17 protein-coding genes are annotated in these 26,206 nt (G+C 66.1%); 5 read left to right on the plus strand and 12 right to left on the minus strand.

The window, feature by feature from the left end; translation table 11 throughout:
- The first annotated feature begins 140 nt into the window (after positions 1-140).
- A complete protein-coding gene (locus ACGYK7_RS06285) occupies positions 141-1,346 on the plus strand; it encodes a glycosyltransferase (protein ID WP_394400064.1) in 1,206 nt (401 codons plus the stop codon).
- Here the strand turns inward: ACGYK7_RS06285 and ACGYK7_RS06290 are convergent.
- From ACGYK7_RS06290 to ACGYK7_RS06325, 8 genes are all read right to left on the minus strand, one after another.
- A complete protein-coding gene (locus ACGYK7_RS06290) occupies positions 1,343-2,191 on the minus strand; it encodes a glycosyltransferase family 2 protein (protein ID WP_394400066.1) in 849 nt (282 codons plus the stop codon). The genes ACGYK7_RS06285 and ACGYK7_RS06290 overlap by 4 nt on opposite strands.
- Entirely contained in the window at positions 2,188-4,767 is a 2,580-nt protein-coding gene (locus ACGYK7_RS06295) for a hypothetical protein (RefSeq protein ID WP_394400068.1), read from the minus strand. Before ACGYK7_RS06295 ends, ACGYK7_RS06290 begins: the two co-directional genes overlap by 4 nt.
- Positions 4,764-5,708, minus strand: coding sequence for a hypothetical protein (locus ACGYK7_RS06300; RefSeq protein WP_394400070.1), 945 nt, complete (start codon positions 5,706-5,708; stop codon positions 4,764-4,766). The genes ACGYK7_RS06295 and ACGYK7_RS06300 overlap by 4 nt, the downstream gene beginning before the upstream one ends.
- Positions 5,709-5,712: 4 nt before the next feature.
- Positions 5,713-6,414, minus strand: a complete 702-nt coding sequence (locus ACGYK7_RS06305) for a 4'-phosphopantetheinyl transferase (protein WP_394400072.1) — start codon at positions 6,412-6,414, stop codon at positions 5,713-5,715.
- Positions 6,395-10,978 carry a MupA/Atu3671 family FMN-dependent luciferase-like monooxygenase gene (locus tag ACGYK7_RS06310; RefSeq protein ID WP_394400074.1) on the minus strand — a complete coding sequence of 1,528 codons (4,584 nt, stop codon included), beginning with the start codon at positions 10,976-10,978 and terminating at the stop codon, positions 6,395-6,397. The genes ACGYK7_RS06305 and ACGYK7_RS06310 overlap by 20 nt, the downstream gene beginning before the upstream one ends.
- Entirely contained in the window at positions 10,978-11,985 is a 1,008-nt protein-coding gene (locus ACGYK7_RS06315; protein WP_394400076.1) for a glycosyltransferase family 2 protein, read from the minus strand. The genes ACGYK7_RS06310 and ACGYK7_RS06315 overlap by 1 nt, the downstream gene beginning before the upstream one ends.
- Positions 11,985-18,422, minus strand: a complete 6,438-nt coding sequence (locus ACGYK7_RS06320) for a type I polyketide synthase (protein ID WP_394400078.1) — start codon at positions 18,420-18,422, stop codon at positions 11,985-11,987. The genes ACGYK7_RS06315 and ACGYK7_RS06320 overlap by 1 nt, the downstream gene beginning before the upstream one ends.
- Positions 18,423-18,591: 169 nt before the next feature.
- Entirely contained in the window at positions 18,592-20,085 is a 1,494-nt protein-coding gene (locus tag ACGYK7_RS06325; RefSeq protein WP_394400080.1) for a hypothetical protein, read from the minus strand.
- Positions 20,086-20,235: 150 nt separating this feature from the next.
- Here ACGYK7_RS06325 and ACGYK7_RS06330 point away from each other — a divergent pair, with 150 nt between their 5' ends.
- On the plus strand, positions 20,236-20,982 hold the full coding sequence (locus tag ACGYK7_RS06330) for a WecB/TagA/CpsF family glycosyltransferase (protein ID WP_394400082.1): 747 nt from the start codon (positions 20,236-20,238) through the stop codon (positions 20,980-20,982).
- Positions 20,983-20,984: 2 nt separating this feature from the next.
- Here the strand turns inward: ACGYK7_RS06330 and ACGYK7_RS06335 are convergent, their stop codons facing one another.
- The 4 genes from ACGYK7_RS06335 to ACGYK7_RS06350 all read right to left on the minus strand — a co-directional run bounded on the left by ACGYK7_RS06335 (position 20,985) and on the right by ACGYK7_RS06350 (position 24,656).
- Positions 20,985-21,917: a glycosyltransferase gene (locus tag ACGYK7_RS06335; protein ID WP_394400084.1), complete on the minus strand. Its 933-nt coding sequence runs from the start codon at positions 21,915-21,917 to the stop codon at positions 20,985-20,987.
- On the minus strand, positions 21,914-22,969 hold the full coding sequence (locus tag ACGYK7_RS06340; RefSeq protein WP_394400086.1) for a glycosyltransferase family 2 protein: 1,056 nt from the start codon (positions 22,967-22,969) through the stop codon (positions 21,914-21,916). The genes ACGYK7_RS06335 and ACGYK7_RS06340 overlap by 4 nt, the downstream gene beginning before the upstream one ends.
- 80 nt (positions 22,970-23,049) lie before the next feature.
- On the minus strand, positions 23,050-24,075 hold the full coding sequence (locus ACGYK7_RS06345) for a diguanylate cyclase domain-containing protein (RefSeq protein WP_394400088.1): 1,026 nt from the start codon (positions 24,073-24,075) through the stop codon (positions 23,050-23,052).
- On the minus strand, positions 24,072-24,656 hold the full coding sequence (locus tag ACGYK7_RS06350) for a heme NO-binding domain-containing protein (RefSeq protein ID WP_394400090.1): 585 nt from the start codon (positions 24,654-24,656) through the stop codon (positions 24,072-24,074). Before ACGYK7_RS06350 ends, ACGYK7_RS06345 begins: the two co-directional genes overlap by 4 nt.
- Before the next feature lie 192 nt (positions 24,657-24,848).
- On the opposite strand from ACGYK7_RS06350, the gene ACGYK7_RS06355 reads away from it, so the two are divergent.
- Genes ACGYK7_RS06355 through ACGYK7_RS06365 form a run of 3 tightly spaced genes read left to right on the plus strand, consistent with a single transcriptional unit; the run spans position 24,849 to position 26,206 of the window.
- A complete protein-coding gene (locus ACGYK7_RS06355; RefSeq protein WP_394400092.1) occupies positions 24,849-24,995 on the plus strand; it encodes a hypothetical protein in 147 nt (48 codons plus the stop codon).
- A 42-nt stretch (positions 24,996-25,037) separates the two neighbouring features.
- Positions 25,038-25,685: a DUF998 domain-containing protein gene (locus tag ACGYK7_RS06360; RefSeq protein WP_394400094.1), complete on the plus strand. Its 648-nt coding sequence runs from the start codon at positions 25,038-25,040 to the stop codon at positions 25,683-25,685.
- On the plus strand, positions 25,685-26,206 hold the full coding sequence (locus tag ACGYK7_RS06365; protein WP_394400096.1) for a DUF421 domain-containing protein: 522 nt from the start codon (positions 25,685-25,687) through the stop codon (positions 26,204-26,206). Before ACGYK7_RS06360 ends, ACGYK7_RS06365 begins: the two co-directional genes overlap by 1 nt.

Consider the following 26,206-nt stretch of genomic DNA (forward strand, 5'->3'; position numbering starts at 1 on the left):
GCTTGGGAAAGCTTGGAAAACACCCGTTGCTGCGCCTCTGCCAGTTCTTTGCGAAAGCCTAAAGCCTTGCCCGCCCTTGTGCCAGTGGCAAGCGGGCGGGTAACAAGGTTTATCAGCCCCAAGCCAAGGCCGCACCGCCCGTGAAGATCGCCTATATCCTCAACACCTATCCGCAGCCCTCGCATTCCTTCATCCGGCGCGAGATCGCGGCGCTAGAGGCGGCGGGCCATGAGGTGGACCGTTTCGCCATGCGCGGCCCCGATGTGCCCTTGGTCGATCCGCAGGACAGGGCCGAGGCGGCAGCGACCCACTATGTGCTGGCCGCCGGTGGCAGCGCCCTCGCCCGTGCCAGCCTGCGCATGATGCTGCGCGCGCCCCGGCGGTTCGGCCAAGCGCTGCGCGATGTCTGGCAAGCCGCCCGACGGGCCGAGACGGGGCTGGCCCGCCATCTGATCTATCTCGCCGAAGCCTGTTATCTGCGCACCCGGCTTGAGGGCAGTGACACCCAGCATCTGCACGCCCATTTCGGCACCAACGCCGCGATGGTGGCGATGCTTTGCCATAGGCTGGGCGGCCCGCGCTATAGTTTCACCACTCACGGGCCCGAGGAATTTGACAGCCCGCGCGCCCTTTCGCTCGGTGCGAAAACCCACCACGCGGCCTTCGCCGTGGCGATCAGCCAGTTCGGGCGCAGCCAGCTGTGCCGTTGGGCGGACCCGGCGGATTGGCCGCGCATCAAGGTCGTGCACTGCGGCATCGAGCCCGCCAAATTCCCGGCCCCCGCCCCCCTGTCCGATGGCCCGCGCCGCCTCGTCTCTATCGGACGGTTTGTAGAGCAAAAAGGCCAGCTTGCCCTGATCGACGCCATGGCCCGGCTCCGCGAGAGCCACCCCGATCTGCATCTGACCCTGATCGGCGACGGCCCCCTGCGCGGCCCGATCGAGGCCAAGATCGCCCGCCACGGCCTGCAAGAACGCGTCACCCTGACCGGCTGGGTCGATGAGGCCCGCGTGACGGCGGAACTTGGCACCGCCCATGCGCTTGTGATGCCCAGTTTCGCCGAAGGTCTGCCCATGGTGGTGATGGAGGCGATGGCCGCCGCCCGCCCCGTGATCGCCACCTATATCGCAGGCACGCCGGAATTGGTGCAGCCGGGCGAGACCGGATGGCTGGTGCCCGCAGGCGACGTGGCGGCCTTGGCCAAAGCGATGGCCGCCCTGCATGACGCCCCCCTCCCCGCGCTAGAGGAAATGGGCACGAAGGCCCGCAGCCGGGTCTTTGCACGCCATGATGTCGCCCGAGAGGCCGCGAAACTCGCCCAGCACATGCAAGAGGCCGCCCGCTAGCGCCCCCGCACCCAACGGTTCGCACTGCGCAGGACCGGCGCATGGATCGTCAGCCGCACGGCCACAAAGACCAGCGCGCCCAAGGGATCGGCCAGCGCGCGCTGCCAAAAGGGGCGCAGTCGGTCATGGGGATCGTCGTTGCGCATCAATTCAGGGAACAGCCGCGCCACTTCGGCCACGCCTGCATCCTGTCGCCGTCGCACCCGCACCAGTGGCGCGAAACCTTCGATCATCGGCCAGTCATAGCGGGCGGGCACGGCGATGCGCTCTTCGGGGCGAAAGTTCAGCCGCGCGAAAGTGTCGTCCGAGATGATATCGGGCCACGCCCCCCACCGCGCCCGCCCGGCGCGGTTCACCGCAAAGACGCCAAAGCCCGGCACGCCATGGGTCATGAAACCGGTCGTCCGCCAAAACCGCGTGTAATGGCGCGTCACCCAATCGCCCGAGGTCGTCACCCGTGGCACCCCGCTGCCATAGCGCGGCGCCTCCCCCGCCAGCGCCTTTTCCAGTTGGCTCAGCAAGGGCGGTGAAACCAGCACATCGGCGTCGAGATAGACCAGCACCGCCCCCCGCGCCGCCGCCTCGCCCGCGTTCCATGCACCAAGCTTGCCGCCTTGAGCCAGTTCCAACACCCGCAACCCCCAGCCCCGCGCCTCGAACGACGGGATCGCCGCGCGGGCGCATTCGGCGGTATCGTCCGAGCAGCCATTGGCCACGACAATCACCTCCACCGGCCCCGCCAGCGGTGCGGAGGCGCAGAGCGCATCGAGGCAGGCGGGCAGCCAGTCGGCCTCATCATGGGCGGGGATTAACACGCTCACCCCGTGGAACGCGCCGCTGGTCATTTCCATGCGGCCAAAGCGTCCCACCGCGGATTGTCATCCGCCAGATAGCGCAGCGCCCCCCAAGAGCCCCATTTCGTCGGCGCATAGACATCGGCGTAATGGGTGAAAAGCTGCCCACCCACGGCCAGCCAGCCCGCCATCAGATCGGCATAGAGCGCGCCCATCTCGGGGGTGTAGTTCAGATGGTGGAAGAAGGCGGTCAGCGCTTCGTCATTCACCTGCGCGCCGAGGCCAACCACATGGCTGCCGCCTTCGTACATCACCAGATCGAGGTCGTGCGCCCGGGCCACGGCAGCGTGATGGGGCCAAACGCGGCCAATGAGATCGGCCAGCGTGTCAGTTTTCAGCCCACTGCGGAGCGCCTCCGCCGCGCGGGCCGTGGCCGCGTCAAAGCGGTGAGCCGCGATATAATCAGCCAAAGCCGCGCCGCTCAGCCCCTGTGCCTCCCCTTCGGCGCGGGCCTTGGCAAGGCTATCGGCCAGCCAGCCGCTGACCAATCCGGCATTCTTCTCCAACCCCAGCACGCCGCCGAAATACCCGGTGATCGCATAGGCATCGAAGGCGGTGGCGGGGGCGCTGTTGCCTGCCTGCTCAGCCACGTAGAGCGGCGCTTCCAAGGCTTCGCGCTCAAGCCCCAGCCACCCGGTTTGGCTCGCGATCACATTGCGCAGCCGCGCCTTGGCCTCTCCGCCAAAGACATCCGTCCAGATGCGCGCCACGTCGGCGGCCCGCATACCGTAGAACTGCATTCCCTTCTCGGCCTCATCCCAGCGGGCCTGCGCCATCTCATCGGCCCATTGGGTCTGGGCGAATTGCCAGTTCCACACCTCGTTCGAGAATTCCACATAGGCTTTGCGCTCGCCCGCCAATGCCTCCTCGACATAGGTTGCAAAGGCGGTCACATAGCCATCATCCGCCAGATGCGGCATGTTGAACCACGGGTCGATCCCCAGTTCATTGGCCAACGCGACCATCACCTCCACCGGGACACCGCGCAGGGCATAGGTCACGTCCTCGGGCCGCGGGCGGTCCTCCCAGGTGGCGATGGGGCTGTCGTTGGTGGCCATCCAATCCATGAAGCGCAGCACCTTCATCCCCGTCAAATGCCGCGTCCAATCGGGGTTGAACCGCGCCCCGGCATCGTAATCGCCAACGCGGTCTTCGCGGACCACGGTGATCTCGCGCGGCGGGTTGTTCCGGTGCATACGCTGGATGCGAATGTCGACACTGCCCGGCCCCGGCGCATAGTCGAACCGCACCTCGTTGCTGCCATAGCGCACATTCTCGGCGCAGCCCGTGACCTCGATCACGCCCTGCCCTTTGAAACGTAGCAGATAGCGGCCCTTGAGCGTCGTTGCCCGCGCCGGCATGTCGGTCAGGATCAGCGTGCCGATGCTGCCAAGTTCACGCGGCATCTTCACCGGCCAGCCCTCGGCGTCGAGATAGCCGCCTTCGACCAGCTGCGCATATTCCATACCGCCAAAGCGCCCGGCCACATGCCCAAGCCACGGGCGGGCGGTTTTCATCAGGTCGAGGAATGGAGCCTGCACGCTCCAATCCGCAATTGCGGCGAGGCCGATGCCCATGTCACGGGTGCCGGCGACGGCCTCTTCCGGGGTCGTAATTTCAAAAGGGGCTGACGGATCGAGAGGTTTTGCCGCCTCGGGCGCATCGCTGGCCGGGCTGGGCGCGGGCGGGCCGGTCGGGGCAATCGGCGCGGTCTGGGCGTTGTCCTTGGCCACGGGCCGCGTCGCGGGGGGCACCGGCATCACGGCACCGCCCTGATAGTCGCGCACCGCCTCCCAGGCCACCCGCTGCAGGGCGCGGGCAAGATCGGGCTCCGGCGTGTCGAACGCCTTGCCCCAGCGGTCATTGAAATCCGTCGGCAGACCCAGCGGGTCTGTGCCCGTGAGCGTGGCATATTGCACCATGGCCACGAAGTAATGGCCGAGGTCGTTCAGGTGAATGTCATCGGCAAAGAGCGCGTCGATCCCGGTCAGCCCGGGGAGGTTATCAGAGGCGATTTCATCATAGAGCCGGGCCATCGCCTGCCCGGCTGGGATCACCTCGATCGAGGCTTTCTCCGAACTGCGCCCGGCGCGCACCGCCGATACGATCCCCTCCCAGGCGGGCAGATCGCTGTCCAACCTTTCGCGCCACGGGATATGGGCGTGATCGTCATAGGCCACCGCCTCCCCGCTGCCGCTTTTCAGCGAATGCCAAGTCTCTTGCAGATAGACTTTCACTTCCGGATTGGCCGCTGCAGCAAGTCCAAAGAAGGCCTGCGCATAGACTTCGGTGTCCGACCAGCGGGTATGATTGGCCAGCGGGATCGCCTCGGTCAGGATGAGATGGGTGACGTCCCCCTCGGGCAGCAGCGCGCGGGCATCGACACCCTCGGCCCGGTCCGATTCATCCCAATTGTAGCGCAGAGGCGCGCCGTTGATGATCTGCGCGCGCACCTCGCCTTGGCCCACCCCGGCGCGCAGCGCCTCTTGCAGCATATCCGGCCCATCGGCCCCGAAAAGACTGTGCCCCACCATCAGGACCGAGAACAGCCCGCCCAGACCGCTCATGCCGCGACCCCGCTGTCGGGATGGGCGCGAACCACGTCCCAGACCATCCGCTGCATCAGCCGCGCGGCCTCCGCGCTTGGGGCCTGCGCCGGGGTGCCGTCGGCGCGCAGCAATTCGTGCGGTAGCCCTGCCGGGTCGCGGTGATAGAGGGTCGCGTAATGGGTCAGCGCCACGAGGTAAGCCCCCTGATCGTTGAAGTGGATCGTATCGGGGCGGCCATTCTCATCGCGCGAAAAGAGGTCATGCAGGCTGATGATACCGCCCACCCCGCCAGCGGCGTCGACCGCACGGACAAAGGCCGCCATGACCTGCCCCGCGGGGATCAGATGAATGGGCACCTCCGTTTGCTGCAAGGCGGGGTAGATCACCTGCCGCCGCCAGTATTTTTCCAAGTCCCGGTCGATGCGGTTCAGCCAGCCGTGACCGTCATCCGTATGGTGCCAAGTCTCATAGAGGTAGACGCGGGTGTCGGGCCGGGCTGCATGGGCCAGCCGCGCCCAATGGGCAAGGAAATCCGGGCTGTCGTGATAGCGGATGGCATCGGCAATCTCGACCATTTCGGTCAGCACCACCGCCTCGTAATCGCCCGAGCCGATGGCCGCCCGGGCGGGCCGGTGCTGCGCGTGATCGTTGGACCGCTCGAACCCGTTCACAGGCACATCCGGCGCCCAATGGTCGCGCAGTGAACTGCCCCAGCCGGTCTGGCTGTGATAGCCATGCCCCGCCCCCGCCAACTGCGCCAGCATCGCGGGCATGTCCCGACCCACCAGCGAATGCCCCAGATGATAGACCTGCATCGGACCCGAAGGCGCGCTCAGTGGCGTGGCATAGAGTTCCTCCGCCCGGTCCTGCAACTGCGCCCGGCGAAAGACCCAAGACCCGCCGCCGAGGCTGGCAAGCGCGGCGCCCCCCAGAAAAAGACGGCGTGAGAGTGCGACCATGAGATCAAGCTCCTTTGCGATCAATCTGCCCAATTGCCACCCCGCTGACAAGGTGGCCCGCCACCGACGCAATCCGCCCCGGCAGCTTATCGCCGCGGCTAAAGCACTCAGTATCTTGGGTAAATCGCGCGTCGAAGGTGGTGTTTTGGGCAGATAGCGTGACCTCGAGCCGATCAAAGCCAAAGAGCGCCTTGGTCGCCGGGTACTGCGCCTTATAGGCCGCCTCCTTGGCGCAGAAGATGCGTTTTGCAGCGGCAAGGTCCGCACCGCCGAGGCGGGTGATTTCCGCCGGAAGGCAGATGTCGGTGAGCAGGTCTGCGGGCAGCGGGCTGTCGTCTTCGATATCGACGCCGAGGATCTCCACCTCTGCCCTACGCGCCAGAACCGCGATGCACCAATCGGCACGGTGGCTGATGGAGCCGGTCAGACCCGGCGGCCAAATCGGCGCGCGGTCGGGGCTGGCCAGCACCGGTGCGGGCGAGTGGCCAAGCGCCTGCATCGCCGCCCGCGCAGCATGGCGTCCGGCGGTGAATTCGGCGACCCGTTTGGGCCGTGCCCGCGCGATGAGGGCGGCTTCGCCTGCCAGCAAGGGCGGATATGCCCTGCCGGGGCGGGTCACGGCGACGGCGACCGGCAGATCGAAAAGAGCCTGAACAGCCGCCCTGATCTCGCCCTCCGCCGTCACCTCAACCCCGCCCGCGGCCACGCGCGGCCCGCATGAGGCGGCGTTTCGACATGGTTTCCGACCGCGCGGGCGTCTCGGCAGCAGAGGGCGTCTCGGCCGGTGCGGCGGGCTTGCCCCCCAGCCCATCGATATGTGCCGCCAGTCCGGCAAGGCTGGGGAAACGGAAGATATCGGTGATCGACAGGGCGCTGACGCCCAAAGCCGCCTTGATGTCGCGATGCGCCTGTACCGCCAGCAGCGAATGGCCGCCGAGGGCAAAGAAGTTATCCGCGCCGCGAATCTCCCCTACCCCGAGAAGCGCATTCCAGACCTGCGCGATCGCCGCTTGGCTGCCGCCCGCGGGCGCCTCGGCCTGCGGGGCGGCATTCATCGGCGCGCTTTGTCGGGTCGGGGCGGGCAGCGCCTTGCGGTCGATTTTCTTGTTCGGCGTCAAGGGCATCGCAGAGAGGGTGACGATGGCCTGCGGCACCATGATATCAGGCAGATGCGCAGCCAATTGCCGCCGCGCGGCCTCGCTGTCCAACGTCTTTTCCGCGACCACATAGCCGATCAACTGCGCGCCGCCCTGCCCGGCATCCTCACGCAGCAAGGCCACGGCATGGCGCACGCCCGGCAGTTCGGCGAGATGCGCCTCGACCTCGCCCAGCTCAATCCGGTGACCGCGGATCTTGACCTGTGCATCGGCGCGGCCCACGAAATGCAACACGCCCTCGGGGTCCATCCGCACCAGATCGCCCGTGCCGTAAAGGTGGCCCCTGCTGGTGAACGGATCGTCGATGAAACGCGCCGCTGTCATCTCGGCCCTTTGCCAATAGCCCTGCGTGACGCCATCGCCCCCGATCCAAAGCTCCCCCGGTGCGCCGATGGGCAGCGGCTGCCGCGCGGGGTCGAGGATATGGACCTGCGTATTGGCGATCGGCCTGCCGATAGGCGCGGTGGTGGCCCCTGCACTGCCGAGCATATGGGTCGTGGACCAGATCGTCGTCTCGGTCGGGCCATACATGTTCTGGATCTGCGCCGAGGTCGCCGTGCGCAGGGCGCGCAGCAGGGTGCCGGGCAGCGCCTCCCCCCCGATCATCAGCGATTTGATCCGCGCCAAAGCGCCGCGCGCCTCGTCGTTCATCACCATCATCTGCGCCATCGAAGGCGTGCATTGCAGATGGGTCACCCCGTGGCGGATGATCTGCGCGGCGATGGAGTGGTCATCTGCCGCCGGTTGCCCGCCCGCATTGGCGCGGTGCAACACCTCGGCCAAGGGGGCAAGCCCCGCCATCACCTTATCAGTCGGAATGCCATAGTCGATCAGACAGGCGATTTCATCCACGCCGATCCGCTTGAGTTGCTCGGCCCGCGCCAGACCATCGGCCACGGTGCCAAACATGCCGCTGTCGTTGAAATAGCGCTGAAAGGCAAACTCAAGGATCGCATCCATTTCCTCGGGCGAGAGACCTTCGAGGTCGATCTCAAACGGATTCGTCGTGCCCGCCGGTTTCTTGAAGGCTGGGAAGGCCCAAGCGTATTGTTTGATCAACCCCGCCGCCGAGCGCAGGTAGTCCTTCATCGGCCCGCGCGCCGTCTCTTCGGCCTCGGCGCGGGTCTCGGCGAGATAGCTGTGCAGCATGACGGTGATCTTGTGGTCCGCCGGATCATGGCCTGCCGCGCGCAGGGCGTCGTGGTAAATCTTGATCTTATCGGCAACCTCTTCCACGGACTGGCCCAGCAGGTGGGTCAGCACATTGGCCCCGATCTCCCCCGCTTCCTTCCACGTCTGCGGATTGCCCGCCGTGGTCACCCAGATCGGCAGCCTGCCCGAGACGGGGCGCGGCTGGGTCACCACCGCGTGGGGCGTGCCGTCGGCGCGGGGGAACTCTACCGGCTCCCCGGCCCAGAGCCTGCGCAACTGGTCGATGGCGTCATACATCGCGGGCTTGTTTTCGGGCGGCGTGTTCTCGGGGCGCAGCACGAAATCGTCGGGCTGCCAACCGCTGGCAATGGCGAGACCGACGCGCCCATTGGTCAAATTGTCGATCACCGCCCATTCCTCAGCGATCCGCGCGGGATGGTGCAGCGGCGCCACGCAGGAGCCCGCCCGTACGTCGAGGTTCTGCGTCACCGCCGCCACCGCCGCACCGGTGACGGAGGGGTTCGGGTAAGGGCCGCCGAAGGCATGAAAGTGCCGTTCGGGCGTCCAGACCGCGTTGAACCCGTGGGCATCGGCGAATTCCGCCCCTTCAAGCAGCAGTTCGTATTTCTTGTGGCCGACGCCATCGTCATTGCCCCAATAGAACAGGTTAAAGTCGATCCTGCGGTCGCTCGTGGCAATCGGCCCGTTTGACATGAGCGCCCGGCTGTCATCCCCCGCCAGCACCAGTTTGAACCCCCGCGCGAGGGTCCAAAACAGTTCCAACACCGAAATATCAAAGCTGAGGCTTGTCACGGCAAGCCATACCGCCCCCGCCTCATGGTCGATCCGGTCGTCCATCCCGGCAAAGAAATTCGCCACATTGCCATGGCTGACCATCACCCCCTTGGGCGTCCCGGTCGAGCCGGAGGTGTAGATCAGATAGGCGAGGTCATCTGGCCCGGCGCTGGCGGCGGGGTTCGCCGCCGGTGCCGTGGCAAGGCGCGGGTCGCGGTCAAGCTCAACCACCTGCGCGTCATGCGCGGGCAGGCTGGCGGTGAGGGCCGATTGCGTGACCACGACCGACGCGCCGCTGTCCGAGAGGTAATGTGCCAGACGGTCCGCGGGATAGGCCGGATCAAGCGGCACATAGGCGGCCCCGGCTTTCAAAATGCCAAGCGTGCCGACCAGCAGGTCCACCCCCCGTGCGACGCAAAGCGCCACCGGCATCCCCGGCCCCGCCCCCATGTCGCGCAGCAGATGTGCCAATCGGTTGGCGCGGGCGTTCAATGCGGCGTAGCTCAGCGTCTTACCCTCGAAAACCAGCGCGGGCGCGTCGGGGGTGCGCTCAACCTGCGCCTCGAAAGCGGCGTGGATGGTCTGGGGGGCGTGGTCGCGTGTCGTCGCGTTGACGCGGGCCAAGATCCCCGCCTCGGTCTCGGGAAGCGTCCAGACCGCGCCGCAATCCGTGGCCGCGGTGATCTTGGCAAGGGCCGCCTCGAAGCGCGCGGCGAGGAGGTCGACCGCGGCGTCGGACAGCCGGGCGCTATCGGAACGAAGCCGCGCGCCCTCTGGGGTGAGGCAGAGGGTCAGTGCCGCCCCCGCAAGCGGTTCATCGTCAAAGGAGATCGCGAACTCCGGAGTGGCAGCCACATCAATCGCCGGATCGCGCAGCGGCAGGTCGCGGGCGAAACCGACGGCCCCCTTTGCGCGGCTGAGTTGGGGGTCCAGCTGAGCCAGCAACGCCGCCACCGGTGTTTCCGCCTCTGCCGTGATGGTGACCGGCAGCCAATCGGCGATAAGCGGCGCGGGTGCGTCCTCACGCCGCAAGGCGATGCCGCCTTCAGTGGCCCCGGCGCTGCGCAGCGCGACGAGGGCGGCGGCGGCGACCTCGTGCAGCGGGTCGCTCCCCAGCGGCAAGGTGATCTCCCGCGCCACCCATGTGCCCGGCGTTTCGGTTGCGGTGGCCAAGGGGACCGGCAGCGCGTCAAAGCCGGTCAGAGCGCGCCGCCAATATGCCTCTTCAGCCGGTGCCGGGAGCGGGCCAGCCGTTTGGGTCAACAGATCCCCGGGGGCAAAAAACTGCGCGGGAGCAACGCTTTCGCCCGCCATGTCGCGCAGGTCGTGAAGCGCGATATGCGCATCCTGCGCCGCCACGATCACCCGCGCCTCATCGACCTCAACAACCGCGCCGGGCGTGCCGCACTGCCCTTCCGCGCGTTCCACGCGGGACACGGACAGCACCGCGCCATCCGCGCCTTGAATTTTCGCCGTGGTCAGCGGGTTCCAATAGCTGCCGAAATCAAGGCCACGGACCAGCGCGCCGATCTCCTCCGCCGTCTTGCTAAAATCAATAAGCCCGCCGTTCTCGGGCCGTTTGTCTTTCGCGAAATAGCTGCGCTGGCTCAGGTCTTGGGCGGTGCCTTGCGGGCTGCCGCTTTCCAGCTGGGCCAGAACCTCGCCAAAGCTCTCCATCCCGGCGGCGTAGCATTTGGAGTTGAGGCTGAAGGCCGTCTCATCGGCGGCGATTTCGACCTCTCGCTGCATCAGCAGGTCGCCGGTATCGACGCCGGGCTCGATCAGATGCCAACTGACCCCATGCCGCGATTCGCCATTGACGATCGCCCAAGCGGGTGTGTTGAGCCCGGCATAGCGCGGCAGCGGCCCGTCGTGAAAGTTGACCGCCCCGCGTTTGGGCAGCGCCAGAACCGCCTCGGGGATCAGCCGCAGGTTGGCGATGCTCAACAGCCAGTCGGCGGCCAACCCCATGGGCAAGAGTTCCTCGGCATCGCGGCAAAGCGCCAGCCCCTGCCCCTCGGCCCAAGCGCGCACCGCGGCGTCGCGGGTGATCACGGCAGCGATCCGGTGCCCGCCCGCCAGCAGCATGTCACCGCAGGCGATGGTGAGGGATTCGTCGCCCATCAAGAGGGCGGTGAACGGGTCTGTCTTGAAGCTGACGGTCATCAACGGTCCTCCGTGGCGGGGCTGCGGCTTGGGTCTTGAACGGCGGGGGCCGCGCGCCGCGCGGTGAGCGCATGGGCCGCAAGGTCGCGATAGAAACCCGGCGCGTCTTCCGGGCGGCGCCCGGTGAGCAGGCAGCGCAGATGGTGCAAGCCGCCCCCGGCAAGCCGTGCGAGGGTGGCCAGTGCGGCATAGGCGCGGCCATGGTTCTTGGCGAAATAGCGGTGGCGGCTGTCGAACCAATAGCGCGGCATCCGCCGCCATTCCTTCATCCCGGTCGAGACCGAGCCGACATGCACGCAGCGCGCCTGCGGCACATACCAGCAATCCCAGCCCGCCCGCGCGGCCCGCAGGCAAAGGTCAGTTTCTTCGTAATAGAGGAAATAGGCTTCGTCGAAGAGGCCGATCTCAGCCAGCATGTCCCACCGCATCATGACACTGGCCCCGGCCACCCAATCGACCTGCGCCGCCTGTGCGGGCAAGGGTGGCGCCACGACCGAGGCAGAGAGCAGCCGCGTCAGCGGGCCAAAGCGCGCGGCGGCCTCCAACTCTCCGGCGGCAGAGGGGAAACGAAAGGCCGTGGCATGGGGCATGTCATCCTCCCCGCGCACATGGCTTCCGGCCAATCCGGCGTGGGGGTGGTTTTGCAGATGATCCAGCAGCGCCCCGATACATCCGCGGTCGAGAAAGGCATCCGAGTTCACCACATGCACGAAATCCGGCGCGGCCCCGTCGGACATCCCCGCACGCATGGCGAGGTTGTTGCCCGCGCCAAAGCCGCCGTTGCGGGGCGATGCGATCAGCCGCACCCGGTTGCCCGCATCCCAGCCCCGCGCGGCGATCTCCTGCGCCAGAAGCGCGGCAGAGCCGTCGCCGCTATCGTTGTCGACGATCACCAATTCGGCCCCCGCATCGGGCATATCGGCCAAAGCGGCCTCGGCCGCGCGCAGGGTCATCTCTGCGGTGCGGTAATTGAGGATGACGATGAGAAGGCGGGGCGGTCGCTGCATCATTCCGCCGCCGTGGCTTGGGTGCTGTCGTGGCCTGCGCCTGCGGGCAGGGCCGCCGCGATCACCTCTGCCAGTTCTTGGGCCAGCACGGTCACATTCGGGGCCAGCACCATGCTGACATGATCGCCCGGCACTTCGATCACCTGCAGGCGCGGCGCGTATTGCCGCCACTGGTTGTCCTCATAGACATATTCCTTTTCCGCCGTGACATACTGCCCGTCAGACACCGCCCAATGCCGATCCAGCGGCGGGCGGAAGAGGGTCATCGGCCCGTCCCATTGCGGCGTTTCATACTGCCCCACCGCGCGGAGGAACCCCGCCTGAATGCGCAGACTGTTGAAGGACACCCCCTCGCCCTCGCCGCCGGTGTCTTGCGGCGCCCGGCGCCGCGCACGCTCCCACGCCCAGCGGTTGCGCGCCCATTCCAGCAGATAGGCCGGGCCTTTGCGGCGCAGTTCAGCCAGTTTGATATGCGCCTTGTCGATCTTGCTGAGCGACGGGCGCACGGGCAACGGCGTGTCGAGCATCGCCAGAACGGCCACCTCCTGCCCCGCCGCCTTCAACTGCCGCGCCATCTCATAGGCCGTGATCCCACCGCCGGAGTATCCGGCCAGCAGATAGGGCCCTTGGGGCTGCAAGGCGCGAATTTCGGCGATGTAATCCGCCGCGGCGGTCTGCACCACTTCATGGGGGGCCGCGTCCCCGATCAGCCCACGGGCCTGTACCCCATAGACCGGGCGCTCATTGCTGAACGGCAAGGCAAGGTGGCGCAGGTTCAACACATTGCCAAACATCCCCGCGACCACGAAGAGCGGCGTCGCGTCTTGCGAGGATTGATTGAGCGGCACGAGGTAGTCAAAGCGCTGTTGCGAGCCCGCCGCGTCTGTCTCGACCGCCTCCGGCTGCGCCAGATCCCCCCGCTCCGCCGCGATCAGCGCCGCGCATTTGGCGATGGTCGGCGCCTCAAAGAGGACCGAGATCGGGAACTCCACCTTGAACTCACGCTTGACCGCCGCGAAGAGGCGCACCGCGATCAGGGAATGGCCGCCGAGGTCAAAGAAACTGTCCTCGACCCCCACGGGGCTGACGCCCAAAAGGTTCGACCAAATCTCGGCCAACCGCTCTTCGATCCCATTGCGCGGCGCCACGAAGGAGCCGTCGAGATCGGGCCGCTCAAAGCTCTGCCCTTGGGCGGCGCCATCGGTCAGCGGCGCATCGGCCTGCGCAATCAGCCCTTGCAGAGGCAGCGAGGAAACCATGATCTGCGGTGCCTCCAGCGCCAGCGCACGGCGCAGGGCCTCTGGCCCCTCCTGCGCGCGGATACCTTGGCGCACCAGACGGGCCAGACGCTCCTCGGCGGGGCTGAGGCTTTCGCTGCTGTCGGCATCCTCAAAGGTCACTTCGCGGGCGTCGGGCGGAGGCACCTCGGCAAAGGCCCCTTCGAGCCGCTTCATCGCGAAATCGCGGACCTCGACCAGAACAATGCCCTGCGGATCGGTGATCGTGATGTCGAAACGGGCCAAACCCTCGGCCCCCGTGCCCTCGGCCAGCCGGACATGCGAGCGGACCTCGGCTGGCAGCGGGTCGTGCAGCGTGATCTCCCCATAAGACAGCGGCACCCAGAGGTGGCGCGCGGCATAGCCGGGGATCAGCGCCATGGCCCAGCCGGTGGCGATGTCCATCAGACCGGGGTGCATCAGGTAGCCGTGGGTCAGATCACCCTGCGCCGCCTCGGGCAGGTGCAATGTGGCGATGCCCTCACCCGGCCCGAAGGCGGTGCGTTGCAGCACATGCCAGCGCGGGCCGAATTTCAAATGCGCCTCTTGAACGGCAGGCAGATGGCTCCCGGCAGCGGCCTCGGCCACCTCCTCGCAACGGGCGGCGATGGCCGCGAGGTCAAGCGGTTCGGCCCTGCCGCCCGCCGGAGACAGCCGCGCTTGGACATGCAACTGCCACGCGGGCTTGCCGTCCACCACACAGGCGCTGCGCAACTCGGCGGCGAAACCTTTGCCCTCCGGGGTCAGGGTAATCTTGATCCTGCGCCGCGCCCCATCGGCCAGCGGCAGGGGGCGCAGGAAGTAGAGGTCTTGCAGGGTGAAGCCGTCCAGCCCCTGCGCCGCCGCCGCTTCGGCCAAAAGCTCAATATAGCCCGTGCCGGGCATGATCGCGCGGCCATCCAAGGTGCGGTGTTGGTCGAGCAGCCAATGTGAGGCTGCAATCTCGGTCGTGAATTCGGGCGCACCGCTATGGCCTGAACCGGCGCTTTCCAAGAGCGCCGCCTTGATCGGGCGGGCGGGCAGCGCCACGGCACCGCCACCGCCGCCAAGGCTCTCTGCTGCCATGCCGACATCGGCCCAAACGCCCCAGTTCACCGCCACCACGCGGGTCTTCCCGCCGCGTCGCGATTGCGCAAAGGCGTTGAGCCAGGCATTGGCCGCCACATAATCCACCTGCCCCGCCGCGCGGGTCGCGGTAGAGGTTGAGGAAAAGAGCACCATGAGATCGAGCGCGCCATCGGGCAGCAATTGATCTAAAACCCGCAGCCCCTGCACCTTGGGCGCAAGCACGGCGTCGATATCCGCATCCGTCTTGGCCAAAAGCGGCGCGTCGTCCAGCACCCCCGCGGCATGGATCACCCCCGTCAGCCCGCCGTGGCGGGCGCTCAGGCCGTCGACCACCCGGCGCATCTGCGCAAGGTTGGCGACATCCGCGCGGGCCACTTCGACCGCCCCGCCCGATTGCGCCGCCTTGGCCTCAAGCCGCAGGACAGCCCGCAGGCGGCGCGCCGTGGCATCCGCCGGGCCATGGCTGGCAAGGTAGCTGTCCCATTCATGGCGCATCGGGAGGGCCGCGCGGCTTAGCAGGATCACGCGGGTGCCGGGCGTCTCCAGAATATCCGCCGCAAGGGTCAGGCCGATGCCGCCGAAACCGCCGGTGATCAGGTAGCTTCCCTGCGGTTTCCAGCCCGGCAGGTCGGTCTCGGGCAGCGCGGCGGCGCGGTAGCCCAGCTCATAGCGGCGGCCAGCACGGTGGGCGACTTGGAGGTTGGCAGGGGCCGCCAAAAGCTCTTCGATGAGGTCCGCAGGGTCGATCACCGGCGCGGGCGCCGCCGGTTTCGCGAACCATCCCGAAGGGGCCGCAGGCGCAGCCTCTGGCAGGTCGATCTGAGCCGCCGTCAGCCCCGGCACTTCGCGCGCCATGACCCCGACGGGGCCGGCAATCAGCGCTTTTTCTGGATAGGCCAGCCCCTCCTCTGCCAGCTGCGCCGCGCCGGTGGTGAAGACGCTGAGGTGCAGAGGCGCGGGGTTCTCGGCCTCGGCCAAGGATTGGGCGAGCCATGTCAGGCTCCAAAACCCCTGTTCGACATTGCGGTCAAACCGGCTGGAGCCGGGGCGCGGGGCGGCCTGATCATCGGCGAGCCAGAAATGCGCGATCCGGTCTGGCCTCCGCCCATCGGCCTCAAGCGCAGCGATCAACTGATCATAGCCCGACCGCCCCTGTTCGGCGGCCAGCGTGAAATGATCGGCGCTGACGCGGTCAAAGGCATCCCCCGCCGTAACCTCGACCACCCGGTGCCCTTCGGCCCGCAACCGTGCCGCGGCCTCGGCCCCCAGCCCCGCCATATCGGCAAAGACAAGCCAGTTCAGCGGGCCGGAGAGGTCCAAATCCCGTTCGGCATAGCGCGGTTGCCAATGCGGCAGCGCGCCCCAGTCGCCGATATCCTCCAGCCGCTGGAGCGGTTGTTCGGCAGGGCGCGCCGCCGCCTCACCCGGCTCGATGAAATAGCGCGCGCGTTGGAATTGATAGGTCGGCAGCACCACGCGGTTGCGCCGTGCCTCGCCCCAAATCTGCGCCCAATCGGCCTCGACCCCGCAGGCCCAGAGCCGCCCGATCACCCCGAGGAAATAGGCATCATCAGCGATCTCTTGCTCGGGGTGGCGCAGCGAAGACATCACCTGCCCCGGGGCCACATCCGCGTGCATCTGCGCCAAGGCGGAAAGCGCCTTGCCCGGCCCGACCTCAAGGAAAACCCGCGGCGCATCGCGGCTCAGAGTGTTGATGCAATCGGCGAAATTCACCGTGTGGCGCAGCTGGTCGACCCAATAGTCGGGGTCCGCCGCCATCTGCGCCGTGATCACCTCGCCACTGCGGTTCGACAAGAAAGGCATCTGCGGCGCGCGCAGATCGAGCTTGCCAAGAAAGGCGCGGTAACGGTCGAGGATCGGATCCAACATCCGGCTGTGCGCGGCGATGTCGATGGCGATGCGCTGATGGTCGAGACCCGCGGCGCCGAGCCGCTTTTGCAGCGCCTCTAGCGCGTCTTCGGAGCCGGAGACGGCGATCAGTTCCGGCCCGTTCACACTGGCGATATCAAGCCCCTCGCCCAAAAGCGGCGTGATCCGGTCCAGCGGCGCGGCGATGCTGATCATCCCGCCCGATGGCACCTCGTCAAACAACCGCCCGCGCAGCAGAACGAGGTCGATACACTCTTCAAAACGCATCACCCCGGCAAGACAGGCGGCGACATTCTCGCCCATGGAATGCCCGACCATCGCGGCGGGTTTCACGCACCAAGACAGCCAAAGCTGCGCCAGCGCATATTCGACGATCATGATCAGCGGCAATTGGACCGAAGGGCGCTTCAGCTTGGCTTCGGCTGCCGCGCGGTCCTCAGGCTCCGGCAGCCAGACCGCGCGAATGTCGTAGTCGAGCTGCGGGGCCAGATGGGCCAGCCCCCGGTCCATCCATTCGGCAAAGACCGGCTCGGTCTCGTAAAGATCGCGGGCCATATCGGCATATTGCGCGCCGCCGCCGGGGAACATGAAGACAACCTCGGGGTCGGGGCCGAGGTGGTCATGGGTAAAGACACGGCGGCTGTCGCCCGCCTCCAGCAGGGCCGCGGCCTCCGCATGGCTTTCGCCCACCAAGACACGGCGTTTGTCGAAGCCGCGACGGCCCTCTTTCAGGGTGAATGCCACGTCGGCCAAGGGCTGTTCGGGATGGGCGCGCAGATGTGCCGCAAGCGCGGCGCTATTGGCGTCCAAGGCCGCTTTGCTGCGCCCCGAGAGGCAGAGCACATGGAAAGGGAAATCGCTGTCTTCCGAGGCCGCGCGGGCGGGGGCCTCCTCCAAGATCATATGCGCATTGGTGCCGCCCACGCCAAGCGCATTGACGGCAGCGCGGCGGGGGGTGCTTTGGCCGGGCCAGTCGTAGAGCCGGTCATTGACGCGGAAGGGCGAGCCCTCAAAAGGGATCGCGGGGTTCGGTGCCTCATAGCCCAGCGAGGGCGGGATCTGCTGGTGGTGCAGCGACAGCGCCGCCTTGGCCAGCCCCGCGACCCCCGCCGCGGTGTCGAGATGGCCGATGTTTGTCTTGACCGACCCGATGCGGCAGAAGTCCTGTGCCTGCGTCTCGGCGCGGTAGGCCTGGATCAGCGCCGCCACCTCGATCGGGTCGCCCAGATAGGTGCCGGTGCCGTGGCATTCGACCATGCCGATGCTCTGCGCCGCCACGCCCGCATCATCCAGCGCGCGGGCGATGGCGGCGGTCTGCCCGTCCACCGAAGGTGCCAGATAGCCCGCCTTTGCCGCACCGTCGTTGTTCACCGCAGAACCTTTGATCACCGCCCAGATGTGGTCGCCGTCCGCGACAGCATCCTCTAACCGCCGCAGCGCAACGGCGCCTGCGCCGGAGCCAAAGACGGTGCCCTGCGCGCGGTGGTCGAAGGCATGGCATTCGCCATCGGGCGAGAGGATCTCGTTTTCCTTGAACTCATAGCCGCGCCCCTGCGGCAGTTCGATCGTCACCCCGCCCGCCAGCGCCATGTCGATCTCCCCCGCGCGCAGCGCTTGGGCCGCGTAGTGGATCGCCACCAGCGAGGTCGAACAGGCGGTTTGCAGGTTGATCGACGGGCCTTTGAGGTCAAGCACATGGCTCACCCGAGTCGACAGGAAATCCTTGTCGTTCCCGGTATGGCGCAGCAGGAACATCCCCACATCGTCGACGAGGTCCGGGTTCGAGCAGATGTTGAAATAGAAATAGCTCCCCATGCCGCAGCCAGCATAGACGCCCACCGGGCCGGAGAGGCTATCGGGCATATGCCCCGCCTGCTCCATCGCCTCCCATGCCACCTCCAGAAACTTGCGGTGCTGCGGGTCAAGGATGGCGGCGTCTTTTGGCGAAAAGCCAAAGAACTCCGCATCGAACATGTCAAAGCCGGGCATATCGGCGGTGACGGGCACATAGTTTGGCCGGGCCATCCGCTCGGCGCTCTCTCCGGCGGCGCGCAGCTCTGCCGCGTCGCGGCGCTTGAGCGCGCTCACCCCCTCGCGCAGGTTCGCCCAATAGGCGTCGATCCCTTCGGCGCCGGGCACCGTCACCGACATGCCGACGATGGCGATGTCACCGTGCGAAAGAGTGTTTTCCGTGCTATTCATTGCGACACATGTCCCACCGCCCGCTTGGCCATTGTGCGGCGCCTTCGAGGTTCAATTTAAGCTTCGGGTGAAGCATACAACAGGCAAATCTGGCGAAAATGAGCCGAGAAAGTGCCCCGAGGATACTTTCCCGCTAAATCGCTTCACAGCGCCGTGAATGGGACGCGGTTTAGAAAACCGTCCGCTTTGCGTTCAACGCGGGGGCGTCCATCCTGTTCCGCCCCTTGCGCGCCGCCGCCAACCCTTCGGCATGGCCAAGGATCGCCCCAGCCGTGAGCCAAGTAAGCGGCGTCAGCGTGGCATTGAGCAACATGTCCATCATGGTAATCCCAAGGATCAAAAGGAGTGGTGGAAGCCATGGGGATAGGCTCGCATCGCCCATCCGGTAGAGATGCAGCCCCACAAGGATGATCGGCAGCGCCAGAAGTCCCATCTCGCATAGGTAACCCAGCCAGCCGAACGTGCCGAAAACGATAATCCAGCGCCCATCGGGGATCGACAGGATATTGCCGTTCGTCGCATCGCGGATCAGGTTGCGCCCCCATCCGCCCCAGCCGAACCACGGTTTCTCGGCGGCCCGCGCCAGCAGTTGCTCTTCGTTCATGAAGCGGTAGCCAAGCGATTGCGCCCGGTCCGCGCTGATCGCCTCGGCCTGCGCGAGGATCGCGTCGAGCGGCACCAGACCGGCGTTGCGCAGCATCGGATAGATCACCGCCACGACGGCAAAGACCACCGCCAGACGAATTTGCCACCGCGCCGGGGCCAGCAGAACCATCGGCACCAAAAGCAGCGCATAGGCCTGCGAGGCAAGGCTCTTGCACAGCAGCAGAACCACGGCGAGATAGCCCGCCAGCAAGAGCATCTTCCAACGGTCGATCACCGGGGTCTGCCGCGCCAGCGCCACCGCCGACAGCAGCGCGATACAGATGAACAGCGCCAGCCACAGCGCATGGGGCAAAAACACGATGGGGCGAAAGCCGCCATCGCGCATCATCTGCTCGAAGGAGTGTTGGAAGAACCCGTAAATCCATGTGTTGAGCTGCGGTGAAAAACGGATCTCGAACAGCGATGGCACAGAGTAGATCAGCCCGCCCAGCATGAAGGCCAAGAGCAATTCCCGAAGCCCCTTTTCATCCGCAAGGAACTGCCGCGCCAGCAGGAAGGGCACCAGCATCAGCACCTGCCCGATCAGCACCGACCCGATGTCCCGGATCGAAAGCCCCGGCAGCGTGTCGACGGGGAAAAGGATCGGCTCAAAGCCGCGGATCGACTGAAACAGGATCGGATCGCCATTGGTCAGCACCGTGGGCACCGCCGAAAAGACCAGCCCCAGCACCAAAAGCCCGGCCAGACGGGAGGCGGGCCAAAGCTGTAATTTCTCCTGCGTGCCCAGCCAGATGATCAGCAAGACGCTCAGGTTCGGGATCGACACTTTGTCGAGACCCGGCACCAGCGGCAGGTTGAACTCCGCCAGCGGGGGCAGGAACAGATAGCCGCCAAGGATCGACCAGATCAGCGCCCGCTGAAGCGGCAGGTTGCGAAACAGGGCCAGGCAGACGAAGGGCCAGATCAGCAACATCAGATAGGCGATGGGATTTGGCATGACGTCCTTCGCGAAAGCCGCCTCGGGGCGCGGCAGGATGGGGCCGGACGAAAATACCATCTGGCCCCAGCCCTGTCATCCCGCTAGTTTTGCCGCAGGTTCACTCTGGCGCGGGCGTGATTGGTAGATGGCACAGGATATCAATGGTATAGCGCACGAAGCTTATGTTCCCTCGCCTGCCATCCCCGGCGTGACGGCGGAGGGCGCGGCATGAAGTATGGCACGGGCCCCGCCGCTGTGGAGGTCAATGTGGCGACGCGGGCCGCATTGTTTCAGGCGCTGTGCGCGCGCTTTGCCACGGGTCAGGGATTCGCCCTTGCCACGCTCAACCTTGACCATCTGACCAAATTGCCCCGCGATGCGGGCTTCGCCGGCGCCTATCGTGCGCAGGATTTCATCGTGGCCGATGGCCGCCCCGTGGTCTGGCTCTCGCAACTCGCCAACCGGCCGGTCGAACTGATGCCCGGCTCCGATCTGATCCTGCCGCTTTGCGAATTGGCTGCCGCGCAGTCGCTGCCTGTGGCCTTTTTCGGCAGCGACGAAGACGCGCTGCAAGGGGCCGCAGTGGCCCTGCGGACCCGCCTGCCGGGGCTGGAGATTTGCCATATCGCCGCCCCGCCCATGGGCTTTAACCCTGAAAGTGCCGAGGCGGATACCGCCCTGCGGGAGATCGCCCACAGCGGCGCGCGCCTGTGTTTTCTGGCCCTTGGCGCGCCCAAGCAAGAGATCCTTGCCGCGCGCGGGCGCGACATTGCGCCGGGGGTGGGTTTCGCCTCGATCGGAGCGGGGCTGGACTTCCTCGCCGGGCGGCAGCGCCGCGCGCCGCAGTGGATGCGGATGCTGGCTTTGGAATGGCTGTGGCGGGCCTTGCAGAACCCGCAGCGGATGGTGCCACGCTATGCCCGTTGTTTCGCGATCCTGCCACGGCTGACACTCGCGGCATGGCGGGCGCGCTAGGCTCACCGGTATTCGATGATCCGCCCGTCGCGGCGCATGTGGTATTTGAGCACGCCCAAGGCTTCGGGGAATTTGCCCAGAAGGGTGAAAAAACCCCAAGCCGCCCCGCCCCGCCGCATCAACCGCAACAGTTGCACTGGATAGAGCAACGCCAGCCCAAGCCCGGCCCGAGGGAGCACCAGCGCCACGAGCAGGATCACGGCGGGCAGAAGCGCCCCCCAAAGCAGCGCGCGGCGCGTCTCGGCCACCCAATGCCGGTCTGGCCCGTGGCCATGCAGCGCGGCCCCTTCGGCAAAGGCATGGCCCGCGCGCAGGCTGCGCCGCCACCACTGGCCCACCTTCGTGATCTGCGCGTCATGCCATGTCATCTCGGCGTCGAGCCGCCATATTTGCCAGCCCGCGCGGCGCAGCCTTTGGCAAAGCTCCGGCTCTTCCCCGGCGATCATCTCGGCCCGGTAGCCGCCCACGGCGCGCAGCGCGTCCAACCGCATCAACGCGTCACCGCCACAGGCCCGCGCCTCGCCCACGGGCGTATCCCACTCGCGGTCGATCAGCCTGTTGTAGACAGAGGCCTCGGGGTTTTCCTCGCGCCGTCTGCCGCAGACCACGGCGACCTGCGGATGAGCGCTCAGATGGGCCTCTGCCACCGCCAGCCAACCGTCGCGCAGGATGCAATCCCCGTCGAGAAACTGCACCAGCGTGATCCCCTCACCCAATGCCGCCATGCCCGCATTGCGCGCCCGCGCGGCGGTGAAGGGCTGCTGCATGTCAAGCTCGACCACCTCGGCCCCCAGCCCCCGCGCCATGGCGACGGAGCCATCGGTCGAGCCGCTGTCGACATAGACGATCTGCGCCACCTGCCCCGCCAGTCCTTGCAAGGACCGCTCTAGCCGCGCGCCTTCATTCCGGCCGATGACGACGGCGCCAATGCTCATGCGGCATGCTCTTCACGCCAAGCGGCGACATGGGCGCTATAGGCCTCCGACGGCACCAGAAAGCCCGCGCGATAGAGAAGTTCGACCCGGTTCCAGCGCCGGGCATCCAGTGAGAAGAGCGACACATCAGGGTTCTGCCCGATCACCGCCATGCGCCGCGCGTCTTCGCCATGGGACAGGTTGCCCGCGCCCAGCGTCTCGGCATCCCGCGCGGCGGCGTCATTGGCGAATTTATAGTGTTTGATCACCGCCGTCATATCCGCCACCCGCACCCCCGAAGAGAAATGCGGATGCGGCGCGGGGGTGACCTCTGGCCCGTTGAAGATCAGCGGATGTTTCGTCAGGCAGCAGTTCTCACCAAACACCTTGCCGCGCACGCCGCCGAAGGCGAATTTCACCGCCTCGTTGGATAGCGCATTGTCGGCCAGCAGGGCAGAAAACGGAATCTCCGGACTGTGGTAATCAATTTTGCGCACCGCGCTGATGTCGTAGTAGAGGAAGGATTGCAGCGCCTGTTTGTAAGGCATCCCCGCCGCCGCCGCGAGGCTGGTTTTGGGAAACATCTCAAGCATCTGCGCGGCCAAGGCGGTATAGCCCTGCCGGTCGAGATAGGCGGTCAGCCCCTTGATGCCGATTTGGCTGCGCCCTTCGAAATCGAAAATCTCGTCCATATCGACATAGAGACACCAGCGGTCCTTGCCATAGGTCTGCGCGGGGTATTGGCGGATCAGGTCTTCGTAGTCGGACAACGGCAGGGTGCAACGGTCGATCACGGTGCCCTTCTGCGCCTTGATCCGGGCAATGGTGTCATCGCGCGAGCCGTTGTCGATAAAGACGAAATGCTGCACGCCCATCGCGCGGTAATGGCGAAAGAAAGCATCGAGGTAATAGCTGCCGTCGCGCACCAAGGCGATCAGCACCACCTCGTCCGGAGCGGTGTTGAGTTTGCTCGGCCCATGCAGATGCTGCAAGGAGGCGGCAAAGCGCGCGCGGCGGCGGGCGTTGTGCAGGCGTTGGCGCAGGCGGCGGAGCAGATGTAGAGGCGATTTCATGCCCTTGTGATACGCCAGCCGATCTGCGCGGTCCACTGCCACCGTGCCCTTCCGTCCCGCCCCGCAGCGCCCCCGAGCGATTAGCCGCCGCCCTTTTCGACCGGCAAGGCACCCCTCCCGCCCCCCGGGCGCAGGGCGGGGTCAAAGAAGGTATGCCGCGCCCGGCCTGCGTGTTTCGAGGCATAGAGCGCCGCATCGGCATTGGCCAAGACCACGTCGCGAGATCGCCGGTCCCCCCGCTTTATCCAAACCGTGCCGATGCTGGCCGAGACCTTGCAGACCTCCCCCTTGAAAGAGATGGGCTCTTCCAGCCGGTCGATGATCCGCTGTCCGATCCCGCGCAGGATGCCCTCGCTGCGCACATCGGGCAGAACCACGGTGAACTCATCCCCGCCCAAACGCACCACCATGTCAGAGCGGCGCGTCTCTTGCTGCATGATCCGGGCGACGACTTGCAGCACATGATCGCCCGCCGCATGACCCAAGCGGTCGTTCACCGCTTTGAAGTGGTCGAGATCGACCTGCATCACGGCAAACCCCTCACCAGCAGAGATCAACCGCGCCAGCACCGCGTTCAATGCGCGCCGGTTTTTCAGCCCTGTGAGCGTATCGGTAAAGGCCTGTTCCTCCGCCGCGATCCGTGCTTCTTGTAAGCGCAGGTTCAAGCGGCGCGAGGCTTCCACCGCGGCAGATTTCGCCTCCATCAGGTAGAGCATTTCGATCGCCAGATCGGTGGCGGCGAAATCGGCATTGGTCAGCGCATAGTCCTGCACCCCGTCGAAGATCGAAATCCCGAAAGAGAGGTTTACGATCAAACGCCGATCCCCCAGCGGCACCAGCAGGCCCTTCAACTCGGTCCGCGGGGCATCGCGAAAGGCGAGGTGCAGCTTGACCCCAGCAGCCCGGCGCAGGTCTTCCATCCCCGCTATGCCACGGGGCCGTTTGACGGTGACCGTATCGAGAAACCGCCGCCCTGCCAGCGGCGCCTGTGGGCGCAGTTTCTGGATCGTGGGCCCGGCGTGGCGGATCCTGCCGTTGGCCGAGAGCAGCAGATGCATCGGGCAGAGCTTATCGAGAACCGCCGGATCGTGGCCTGCGCCGCTCATGCCCGCGCCCCAAGCTCGAACCGGCGTCCTTCTGCGAATTCGGCCTCGACCAAAACGATCTTCACCGCCTCGACGCCCTCTGATCGCCCGCAATGTTCCAACAGCACCAGCGCGCCATAGTCATCGGCCATGGCGCGCAGAACCCCCATCATCAGATAGCCGTAGCCCACGAGCGGTGCCTCACAAATCAGGGAATACTGGCCATCGGGGTCTTCGCGCAGTTCGACCGGCGGCAGGTGCAGTTCCGACAGGGCAAGGCGGGTCCGATCCGGCAGATCATCAAGCGATTGCAGGAAATCGCTGAAGCTGACCCCGCCGAACCGCAGCAGGCGCCGCACGGCATCATAGCCCGGCTGCGCCACGAGGAAGGTGCCGACATCCTCCATCACCTCGGCCCGGGGCCGGTCCAGCACGGCACAGACCGCTTCGAGCACTGCCGGGGTGACGTGATCAGGATAGGTCAGCATCGCCTCGAATTCGGTGAAATCCAGCCCGGCCCGCGCGGCCACATCGGCCCAGAGCCTCTGCCCGTAATTGGCACAAAAGTAGTTTTGGATGCTGCGGTTGATAAGCCCGTGCATGATTGCCTCATTCCCATTTTCCCAACCCCAGATTGCGGGGGCAGTGGTTAAGATTGGCCTGATGAATACAGTTGTCGGGAAATTGTCTTGGGCGCGCCCCCTGCTGCAGGCGGAACCGCCGCCATATGCCGCGCGTTTGACAGAGGAAGGTGAGGCGATGCCCCGCCTCTCCCCAGCCCGAGGAGATGTACCATGAGCGATGATCCCAAACACCCCAAGGACGAGAATAAGACACCGCCCCAGAAACCTCAGGAAGACCTGCATCGGCCCGAGGCCACATTGGACGAAGCCCCCGCAGGCAGCCCCAACGCCGAAGAACGCTCGCGGCTTTCGGATTGATGCATTGGGTTCGACCAAGGCGGCCAAGAAGGGTTACGCACCATGCACAATGACGTCACAGCACCCCGGCAGCACAGCGCGCCGGGGTTTATGGTTTGTCTGGGCTGGGTGGCCATCCTTGGCTGTGTGATCTTCGCCGTATCGATCCTGATCGCGGATTTCGTGGTGCCGGATCACGACTGGATCGCCGACACGATCAGCGATCTGGGCGCGGGCCGTTATGAGTTCATCGTCGACATCGGCATCTATGCTTTCTCCGCCGCGCTCATCGCCTGCGCCTTGCTTTGCGCCCATGTCCATTTTGGCGACCGGTGGTGGAGCATCGCCACCATCGAGCTCGCGATGCTGGGGCTCATTGTCTTTCTCATCGGCGCGCGCAACGAATACGGAGACCGCGATTCGGACGGCGTGGTGATCCATATCTACTTGGTCTACGCGCTCGGCCTGATGATGCTCGCCGTGCCTTGGCTGCTGTCGCGTGGGTTCGCCGATATATCAACTTTCCTTGCCAGATCGCTCAAGGTCATTTCGATTTTGTGGCTCGTCTCCGCCCCGCCCTTCTTCTTTCTGCCGACCGGAATCGATGGCATTTATGAACGCTATCTAGGTCTGATCGCCATGGCGATGGTGGTGCTGCTGGGGCGGTTCTTTATCCAACGTGGCAGGGCCCTCAACGGGGGGCATGGCTGATGTTCTTTGATCACCTCCCTCTGGATATCCTTGCCCGGGCACTCATGCTTTCGGCCATCGCGCTGACTTGGGTGATCATCGTGGTCCGGGTCATCGGCCTGCGCACCTTCTCAAAAATGACCGCTTTCGATTTTGTCGCCACGGTCGCCACCGGCTCACTGCTTGCGGGGGCCTGTCAGGCCACCACATGGCCGGAGTTCGCGCAGCCGACCTTGGCCATCTCTGCACTCCTCGGCGCGCAATTCGTCATCGCGAAGATACGGCAGGCTTCGGACAGCTTCGAGCAAGCCGTGCAGAACGAACCCGTGATCCTGATGCGGGAGGGTGAGATTTTCGATGCCGCCCTCCGCGAGACCCGCGTCGCGCGCGCCGATCTGATCGCCAAGTTGCGTGAGGCCAACGCCCTGCGCTTTTCGGATGTGCGCGCCGTGGTGTTGGAGACCACGGGCGATATCTCTGTCCTGCATGGCGATACCTTCGAAGAGGGGCTGCTCGAAGGCGCGCGCATGGTCAAAGAATAA

The organism is Sulfitobacter sp. 1A15299, from assembly GCF_043556915.1.
Taxonomy (GTDB): Bacteria; Pseudomonadota; Alphaproteobacteria; order Rhodobacterales; family Rhodobacteraceae; genus Sulfitobacter.

Coding starts and splice junctions, on each gene's coding strand:
- ACGYK7_RS06290 (WP_394400066.1), bottom strand. CDS start 2,191: ATGACCAGCGGCGCGTTCCACGGGGTGAGCGTGTTAATCCCCGCCCAT.
- ACGYK7_RS06345 (WP_394400088.1), bottom strand. CDS start 24,075: ATGAGCGGCGCAGGCCACGATCCGGCGGTTCTCGATAAGCTCTGCCCG.
- ACGYK7_RS06315 (WP_394400076.1), bottom strand. CDS start 11,985: ATGCAGCGACCGCCCCGCCTTCTCATCGTCATCCTCAATTACCGCACC.
- ACGYK7_RS06330 (WP_394400082.1), top strand. CDS start 20,236: ATGAAGTATGGCACGGGCCCCGCCGCTGTGGAGGTCAATGTGGCGACG.
- ACGYK7_RS06295 (WP_394400068.1), bottom strand. CDS start 4,767: ATGAGCGGTCTGGGCGGGCTGTTCTCGGTCCTGATGGTGGGGCACAGT.
- ACGYK7_RS06340 (WP_394400086.1), bottom strand. CDS start 22,969: ATGAAATCGCCTCTACATCTGCTCCGCCGCCTGCGCCAACGCCTGCAC.
- ACGYK7_RS06365 (WP_394400096.1), top strand. CDS start 25,685: ATGTTCTTTGATCACCTCCCTCTGGATATCCTTGCCCGGGCACTCATG.
- ACGYK7_RS06325 (WP_394400080.1), bottom strand. CDS start 20,085: ATGGTATTTTCGTCCGGCCCCATCCTGCCGCGCCCCGAGGCGGCTTTC.
- ACGYK7_RS06355 (WP_394400092.1), top strand. CDS start 24,849: ATGAGCGATGATCCCAAACACCCCAAGGACGAGAATAAGACACCGCCC.
- ACGYK7_RS06320 (WP_394400078.1), bottom strand. CDS start 18,422: ATGAATAGCACGGAAAACACTCTTTCGCACGGTGACATCGCCATCGTC.
- ACGYK7_RS06360 (WP_394400094.1), top strand. CDS start 25,038: ATGCACAATGACGTCACAGCACCCCGGCAGCACAGCGCGCCGGGGTTT.
- ACGYK7_RS06350 (WP_394400090.1), bottom strand. CDS start 24,656: ATGCACGGGCTTATCAACCGCAGCATCCAAAACTACTTTTGTGCCAAT.
- ACGYK7_RS06300 (WP_394400070.1), bottom strand. CDS start 5,708: ATGGTCGCACTCTCACGCCGTCTTTTTCTGGGGGGCGCCGCGCTTGCC.
- ACGYK7_RS06310 (WP_394400074.1), bottom strand. CDS start 10,978: ATGACCGTCAGCTTCAAGACAGACCCGTTCACCGCCCTCTTGATGGGC.
- ACGYK7_RS06335 (WP_394400084.1), bottom strand. CDS start 21,917: ATGAGCATTGGCGCCGTCGTCATCGGCCGGAATGAAGGCGCGCGGCTA.